General features: G+C 36.0%; 8 protein-coding genes and 1 pseudogene. 7 read left to right on the forward strand and 2 right to left on the reverse strand.

Annotated features, from left to right (window positions below):
• The first annotated feature begins 1,221 nt into the window (after positions 1-1,221).
• From PVV57_RS09215 to PVV57_RS09235, 5 genes and pseudogenes are all read left to right on the forward strand, one after another.
• Positions 1,222-2,205: a hypothetical protein gene (locus PVV57_RS09215; RefSeq protein ID WP_273783937.1), complete on the forward strand. Its 984-nt coding sequence runs from the start codon at positions 1,222-1,224 to the stop codon at positions 2,203-2,205.
• Between the two features lie 80 nt (positions 2,206-2,285).
• A complete protein-coding gene (locus PVV57_RS09220) occupies positions 2,286-2,975 on the forward strand; it encodes a hypothetical protein (RefSeq protein WP_273783938.1) in 690 nt (229 codons plus the stop codon).
• A gap of 100 nt (positions 2,976-3,075) precedes the next feature.
• Positions 3,076-3,854 (forward strand): annotated as a pseudogene (locus PVV57_RS09225) (hypothetical protein).
• A gap of 536 nt (positions 3,855-4,390) precedes the next feature.
• Entirely contained in the window at positions 4,391-4,741 is a 351-nt protein-coding gene (locus PVV57_RS09230; protein WP_273783940.1) for a type II toxin-antitoxin system RelE/ParE family toxin, read from the forward strand.
• 1 nt (position 4,742) lies between these two features.
• Positions 4,743-5,066 carry a helix-turn-helix domain-containing protein gene (locus tag PVV57_RS09235; RefSeq protein WP_015856199.1) on the forward strand — a complete coding sequence of 108 codons (324 nt, stop codon included), beginning with the start codon at positions 4,743-4,745 and terminating at the stop codon, positions 5,064-5,066.
• Between the two features lie 146 nt (positions 5,067-5,212).
• Here the strand turns inward: PVV57_RS09235 and PVV57_RS09240 are convergent, their stop codons facing one another.
• Both PVV57_RS09240 and PVV57_RS09245 read right to left on the reverse strand, forming a co-directional pair.
• Positions 5,213-6,646, reverse strand: coding sequence for a hypothetical protein (locus PVV57_RS09240; protein WP_273783943.1), 1,434 nt, complete (start codon positions 6,644-6,646; stop codon positions 5,213-5,215).
• A gap of 1 nt (position 6,647) precedes the next feature.
• Complete coding sequence (locus PVV57_RS09245; protein ID WP_273783944.1) at positions 6,648-7,355, reverse strand: hypothetical protein; 708 nt, start codon at positions 7,353-7,355, stop codon at positions 6,648-6,650.
• 73 nt (positions 7,356-7,428) lie between these two features.
• Between PVV57_RS09245 and PVV57_RS09250 the strand changes: the two genes are divergently transcribed.
• Positions 7,429-7,737, forward strand: a complete 309-nt coding sequence (locus PVV57_RS09250; RefSeq protein WP_273719623.1) for a type II toxin-antitoxin system RelE/ParE family toxin — start codon at positions 7,429-7,431, stop codon at positions 7,735-7,737.
• The gene (locus PVV57_RS09255) at positions 7,718-8,002 is read left to right on the forward strand and encodes an addiction module antidote protein (protein ID WP_273783945.1); all 285 of its coding nucleotides are present in this window, start codon (positions 7,718-7,720) and stop codon (positions 8,000-8,002) included. Before PVV57_RS09250 ends, PVV57_RS09255 begins: the two co-directional genes overlap by 20 nt.
• Positions 8,003-8,216 lie beyond the last annotated feature (214 nt).

Below are 8,216 nucleotides of genomic sequence, written 5' to 3' on the forward strand. Positions count from 1 at the left end.
TCTTTTGAAAATTCACTTAATATGTTTTAAAATAACTTTTTACTCTTATTATTTTTTTAAGTACCAACCTTTAATCTATAAATACGTCTTGATAGCATTTCTTATGAGTTACAAACTATCTTTTGAAAGGCTTTAAAGGATCACATGTTTTTTTAAGACGTGTTTTAATCACTCACTAAAATCATAAGGTTATCTATTTAAATAAACTGATAAAAATTCATACAAGGGATTTTAATAACGTAATCAGTTTTTACTTTCATACGCTTTTCATAAAGCACATTTTAATCAATTCACATCATTGGTTATCTTTAAAGATTGTACAATTGATATGAATTATGTTTTAAAGACATTAACCTATTAAAATATAATGTTTTTAATTTTTACTCATTTTAAAAAAATAATATAGGCTTTAAAAAGAACTGACAAGACTGACACGGTCTATTAAAAGCTATTTTGCTGATCTCTATAATTATCAGTTTCTATTGAGATGTTTTCATAACGGTTTATAAATCACAATTATCTTATTTATCATTTCTCTTATGAAACTGAAAAATAATGCCATGGCTATAAAGCAAATAACAGCTATAGAGAATACATAAAAACAGTAAACTTGAATATTCATATGCAAATGAAAGGATTGGTTATAAAAACAGTCCCTATAAAAAGCTGTTAAGTTGCAAATGTGTTATTAAAAGAAATTAACAGAAATCTTTAAAAACCATTTAGTAAAAAACATGATAGGTTATAAAGATAAAAATACGCATGATGAGAGCGTTTCTAAATATTATAAATGTATAGATTCAAAAATAACGCAATCGTTTAAGAAAGCCCATAATATATCTTTAAAAGCACATAAATATAAAAGAAGAAATTAATAAGCATAAGATATTATCAATACACAACGTATTTAAAAAATACAAAAAAATATCAAAAAATATAAAATAATATTTGACAATAAATACGTATTTTGTTATATAAATAATCAAGTGATTGAAAACACTAAATCGATAGCGAAAGGGTTGCGATAAAACCTAATCCTATTATAAAAACTGACTTTCTTTTATGCTTTTGTTAGTATATGAGAGCTTTGTCGGGTGTAGTTACACCATACAATACTCTTTATGAGAAAAGTGTAACGACGGACTATCGACCGTGTTTTCAAACGCCCGGCGCCCTTATAGGGTTGTCAATTGAAAACTGTATAATCGATAGGATTTAGTTATGAAAACTATATCAAAAAACACCTCCGTTATCTCTTCCATTTCAAATGAAACCGCCTCTGTTAATAAGCAACAGCCTGCAAAAAAATATGAATTTACAGGTGAGACAATAGAGGTTGGTGATTATACTCTTTATCGCATTCAGGCTTTAAGGGATTTTGCTAATATAAAAGCTGGTGATCTAGGCGGCTTTATACATAAGGTTGCAAATTTAGCTCATAATGGTGATTGTTGGGTCGGGGGGGATGCCATGGTTTATGGGGATGCACGTGTTTACGATAATGCCCATGTATATGACAATGCAAAAATTACTGGATCTGCAAAAATTTATGAAAATGCAAGGGTCTATGGCAATGCTAGCGTGCATATTAGAGCTGAGGTTTATGGCAATGCGCAAGTATATGAGAACGCATTGGTTTATGGTGATATTTTCGGACATGCTAAAGTATATGGAAATGCAAAAATTTATGACACTATTTATGGCAAGTTTCTTGATAAAACTAGAATTTATGGCAATGCTGAGATTTATGATAAAGCACGTGTTTTAGGAAGCTCTCAAGTTTATGATAATGCCCATGTTTATGAAAATGCTATAGTTTTTGATAACGCTAGGGTTTGCGATAATGCCCATGTTTGTGGCGCTGCTATGGTCAATAGAGAAGCCAAGGTTTATGGGAATGCTATAGTGACTGGTTATGCCCATGTTTATGATAGGGGCTGTGTTTGTGACAATGCTAAGGTTTATGGCAAGATCTATGGTGGCGCTCGGGTTTCCAATAATGCTTTAATTTCTGAGAATGCTGAGGTTTATGATGATGCTCGCATTTATGACAATGCAAAAATTTATGGCAAGGTCCATGGTGATGCTCATGTCTATGGCAATGCCAAGGTAATTGGCTATACTGAGATTGGTGGTGATACCAAAATTGGTGGCAATTATAAAGAATCTGTTATCACTGGTGATATTGTTTTTACAACTGTGTAAATGACGCGCGGGCGCAGCGGGGGCGCCCCTCTTTAAACATTTCATTCAAAAATTAAATCTTCTTATAAAGGAATTGTGTCATGCAAAAAAAGTTTGCACTCACAAATGAGACACGTGTATTTAATAATCAAACCCTTTATCGCATTAAAGCATTAAGAGACTTTGCTGATGTTAAGGCTGGTGATTTAGGCGGCTTTATTGAAAATGAAAGCAACCTCTCTCATGATGGTAATTGCTGGGTTTATGATAAAGCTCTTGTTTTAAATCCTGCCTATATTTATGAAAATGCCAAGGTTTCTAATAACGCCATTATAATGGGCTTTGTGTATGGCAATGCGCATGTTTGTAAACGCGCCCGCGTTTATGCAAATGCTCATGTTTATGACAATGCGCATCTTTCTGATAATGCTTGGGTTTATCATCATGCAAGGGTTTATGGGAATGCAAAATTAACAGGAAGTGCTCGTATTCATAGCAAGGCGGTAGTTTATAATCATGCTGTTGTAAGTGGCTCTTCAAAAATTTATGGCAAGGTCTATGGCAATGCTAGCGTGGGTGGGTATGTTAAGGTCTACGGTTCTGTTTATGGGAATGCAAAAGTGACTGGTTATCACACCATTAGAGGTTTGGTCCATGGCAATGCAAGATTAAAAAGAGATGGTTATTCATATGTTGAACAAAACGTTTACTATGCATATGGGATTCCTGAAGATTGTGAAATTTATGAAAACGATCACGTTGTAAAGATTATTAAAAATAATGCTGCGTAAATAAGACGCGGGCGGTGCGGGGGGCGCCTGCTTTCTAATCAAATTCTTCCATTCCAAATTTTAGCAAATCTTTATCACATTAGATTGTGAGGGTATTCTTATGTGCAAAAAATATGAATTAACCAATGAAATTAAACAAATCAAACATGCTCTTACTCGAAATATTATTAACCTTTATCGCATTAAAGCTTTAAAAGATTTTGATGATATCAAAGCTGGCGATCTAGGTGGCTTTATTGAAAAGGAAGTTAACCTATCCCATGATGGCAATTGCTGGGTTTATGATAATGCATGGGTTTATGGCTATGCCCGTGTTTATGAAAATGCAAAAATACGCCATTATTCTCAAGTCTGTGGTCATGTCTATGGCAATGCGGAGGTCTATGGAAGGGCTTTTATCTCTCAATATGCAAAAATTTATGACCATGCTTTTGTCTATGGCAATGCGCATGTTTATGGGAATATTTATGGTAATGCTCATGTAAGTGGCACTGCCCGCGTTTTTGCTGATGCTCATATTTATGACCATGCGCATGTTTCTTATGATGCTGCGGTTTTTAGTTATGCAAGAGTCTATGGTCATGCCAAGGTTTCTGGCTCGGCTTGCATTTATAGCCATGGAAAGGTTTATAATTATGCTGTTATTAATGGTCGTGCAAAAATTTATGGCAAGGTCTATGGCTCTGCTAGCGTGGGGGGCTCTTGTGAGATTTATGGCTCTGTTTATGGCAATGCCAAGGTTTCATATCATGCCAAGGTCTGGGGGCGTGCTTATGGCAATGCAAAAATCAATAAAAAAGCAAAGTAAGGTTGGTTCCCAAAAATTGTGAGGTTTATGAAAGCGATAAGCTTGTCAATATAACTGATAAAACAGAATAAAGAACGGCATGGGGGGCGCCTTTAATGGCTATAAACGCATTATAAGATACATTGTTTAAAACATATCATAAAAGAGAGAGTTTAAAAAAAGAAAGCCGTGCCAATTAATATGACGCGGCTTTCAAATGTCTATTCTAATGATTAAAATGAATCATCCACAATGGAGTAATGAATGCATATATACAAAACGTATCATATTGCAAGCGATCTATGAGAGATATAAAAACTTATCAAAAGAAACGTAAATGTTGTATACAATTTTTACTCACTCATTTGAATTACAGAGCCTATAAAGGCTCGGTAGCTTTAACAATCCAATCAAAAGAACATGCATATTAAGTGAATATCTTATAACAAAACGGTTTTTTACATTTACGAGCATTGGTTTTTAAAAGCAGCTTTTCATAAAACAAATAAACAATTATGGTTTTTTGTTACCATTTTTATCAAGTCAATTTTATTAATAATAGTTATAAAAAAATCACAAAATTAAAATAACCACTTGAAAATATACCCATATGGGTATATTAATAATCATGAGTAAAATAAAACGTATCATATGGCTTGGTTCTTCACTCAAAGATATAAAAAGTCTTCCTGATCTTATTCAACAAAGGATTGGTTATGCTCTTTATCTTGCTCAGATAGGAGATAGAGGAGAAAATGTTAAGGTTCTCAAGGGGTTTGGATCTGCCAATGTTCTAGAAATTATTGAACGCGATATTCAAGGAACTTATCGCGCTGTTTATACGATACAGTATAAAAAATCTCTTTATGTGTTGCATTGTTTTCAGAAAAAATCGACCCTTGGCATTGCAACACCAAAACCAGACATTAATCTGATCAAAGAACGTCTCAAGTTAGCAGAACAATTAGAAGGGAATTAAAATGATCAATGTTTTTCACGGTAGTTCCAATGTTTATGCGGATCTTGGCTTTTCTGATTCCAGAGAGATGCTTATCAAAGCGCAACTTGCTCATAAGATTAGTCAAATTCTTAAAGAAAAGAACTTAACACAAAAACAGGCTAGTCAACTTTTAAAAATGACGCAACCCAAATTGTCTAAACTTTTAAGTGGAGAATTTCGAGGGATTAGTGAAATGAAAATGCTTGAGTGTTTGGCAAAATTGGGAAACGATATCAAGATTATTGTTAATCCGAAAGAAGTTAAAACGCTTGAAGGACATTTTGAAGTTGTTTTTTCTTCTTAAACTTCTTTATGATTTGCTTTTTATAGTCTATTCATACGTGGCAATCTTATATAAAAAATGGTCAAATGAATCACGTATAAAAATGTGGATTCCTAAGTGGATTCATATAAAATAATCACACACAAGCTATTGACTTTATTGTGTTTTTATATATAATGCGTTATTATCATTGTCCAAGATTCATCTTTAGGAATGCGCAATTTAAAGCGGTGATAACGATTGCGCGAACGACCATGATAAGCACCCGTAGCATAGGAACATTCTCTCTCTTTATGCCATGTGATCGGTGTCTGATGATCGCGAAGACGACGTTCTCCGATACTTAAAAGACCTTGCGTCGTATCAACTTCTGCAAACATCTTCGTGATAAAGTTAAAACTTCCATCCGGTGCCCCCATCTCTTGCGAAACAACCGTTGCCTCCATGGACGCCCCTGTAAACATAACAAGACGATTGTTTTCATCAAAAGCACCAAGCATAGGAGCCCCACTTTGCCAACGGGGACTGTCTAAAGAAGCCGGCAATGTCTCAAGATTGATCGAGATCTCATCTAACTGCTCCAAAGTATAACCTGTCGTAAATACTGGAAACAACGTCAAAGGCTTTCCTTGTAGCGTCGACCATTTCTGTAATCCCCAATCATAAACAAAGGTCGTTTGCTCGTTATTGCCTCTCTTTAATGACCAGTAAATCCGGTTATCAACGGGGTCTATCACTCCTTGCATCTCATCAAGAGCAAATTTATCAAAGGTTTTAAAAACCGTTCTATCAACTTTCTCAAAGCCTATTGGTAAAAGTTGACCATCAAAACTCATCTGATAAAAGCCACCATCACTCACAAAAAAAGCATCACTGCCTCGACAAGCTATAGAACCTGCACTGCGGGCTCCGCGCTTGTCTTGAATCTTCTGAAACGTAAAGACTATCTTAGAACCCGGAACAAAAGTTCCTGCATAAATCGCAGAACGCATAAAAATAATGGGATTGCTCGATTCCGTTGCCCCTTGAACGTATTCTCCATCCGGAAAATCTTGAAAATCACAATCCTTCTGCTTAACTGTCCAATGGGTTGCATCCTCCAAACCAGACCAATGGATACGATTAGGATGATCTGTAAGCTGCATCAAACAAACAAAGGGGCCCCAAACCTTGACCAATCCTGCTTTCGGTGGACTACCTCCTAAATCTTCAAACCGTTCAGAACTATGGGTATGAAAAACTTGCGGTTTATCATTTTTATTCACCGCAATAACTCTTTGACCAAACAAGGCAAATGACCATTGATTATCCTCATTTGCATGATAAGTCACACCACTTTGGCTTATGTCTTTCCAACCCTGCGTTTGACTATCATAACTATAAAGCTTTTTGGCTCCTCCTACGATAATCTTAACCCCATTACCACTTCGAAATGCTATACACCCCAAAGGCTTTTCTTCCAAAGGATGAGACACAACCATTGCACTAGGCATCGGAATGTAGCCTCCATCTGCCGGTAAAACATTCACAAGCGTATCCGTAAAGCTGCCATTGACGACCGCAACATCGGGGCGGTAATCAGCGATTGGAAAATAAACCATTTTAGAAATCCGTTGGAATTATCCGCGTGACGTTATGACGTTTAGACGTCTCTGCACGCAATTCATGCAACTGCTCGGTAAAGTCATTATAAGCTGCCGTTGCACAATCGGGATCTTTAAGAATATTCTTGTAAAGTTCATATTTTGCACGTGCTTTAATCAAGTCAAACCCATGCACAAACCATGGGTGCTCTTCATCAACACTCTCTATCTCGGATAAACGTTGTGGAGAGAGGATGAGTTGAATCTGATACGTTCTATCCGGTGTGGGATAAAGATGCAATTTCCTATCAAAATAACTGTAACAAACCGGTGTTCCTCGCTGCTCTGATGATAACGAAGACTCTAGAGAAAAAGGACTCCTGCGCTCTAATTCAATCTTATGATGTGGATCAGAACGAAGATAAACGCTCCTTATTTTAACAGCTGTTTCGATATGGTGAGTGTCCGTTGCATCATAGATACCTTTCCCTGCCCGTGTTTCAAACACCACATCACGGCTTTCATTAAAGTAAAAACTTTCTCTCTCACAAAAACGAATAGCAGCAAAAATACTTTCTTGGATTTGTGCGACATACTCGTCCGTAATATCGTCAATCTCATCTTGAATAACAGATATGAGGTGTGAAAGCGTTTTTCTATGGCGATAAACATTTTGACTAGCCGGTATTGGTCCGCCTGTCCTAACCCGAATATATTGACGCGTCATCAAAATACCTTTCCAGTGATACAAAAATTATAACTAACTTGACATTACATACTATGTGCACTACAATGCACTAATGATATTCATTCATAAAACGATAGAATTTGATAATTGGCTTAAGAAACTCAAAGATAAAAAGGCTAAAGCGATTATTCTTCAACGTGTTGTACGCTTAAAACAAGGACTTTTGGGTGATGTTAAATTTTTTAATGGCATAGGTGAATTACGTATCCACTATGGTGCTGGTTACAGAATTTATTTCACAAAAAAAGGCTCTGATTTTATCCTCTTGTTATGCGGTGGAGATAAATCAACGCAGCAAAGGGATATTGAACAAGCGTTAAAGTTAAAAGAGGAGTACAGTGATGAAAATAACCCCATTTAAACCAGAAGAATATCTTGAAGACATTGAAGTACAACAAGCATTTCTCAATGAAGCCTTCAAAACCGGTGACGCCTCTCATATAGCGGATGCCATTGGTATCGTTGCTCGCTCTCAAAATATGTGCGCCTTAGCAAAAGAAACCAATCGCGAACGCAGTGGATTATATCGCTCCTTAAGTAAAACGGGTGACCCCAAGCTTTCTACTTTAGTTGCTGTCTTATCTGCCCTTAATTTACAACTCTCTGTACAGTCTTCTACTTCATAAACTGAAGGAGAGTTAATAAATCTCTCCTCTCAATTTTAGTGATTGGTTACGAATTCAACGACGATACTTGCTTCACCGGCTTGTACCGTTTTGTCTGCTTTAGCATAGAGAGTAAGCTCTTTATCATAAGGAACAAACTCCTTTTGATTGGTAGGCTTAACCTCTTTAACTGCCTGTTGTTTGATTTCTGCTTCCCCAAACTCATTCCCGCCAG

It is taken from the genome of Bartonella sp. AU15XJBT (assembly GCF_028618615.1).
Lineage (GTDB): Bacteria > Pseudomonadota > Alphaproteobacteria > Rhizobiales > Rhizobiaceae > Bartonella.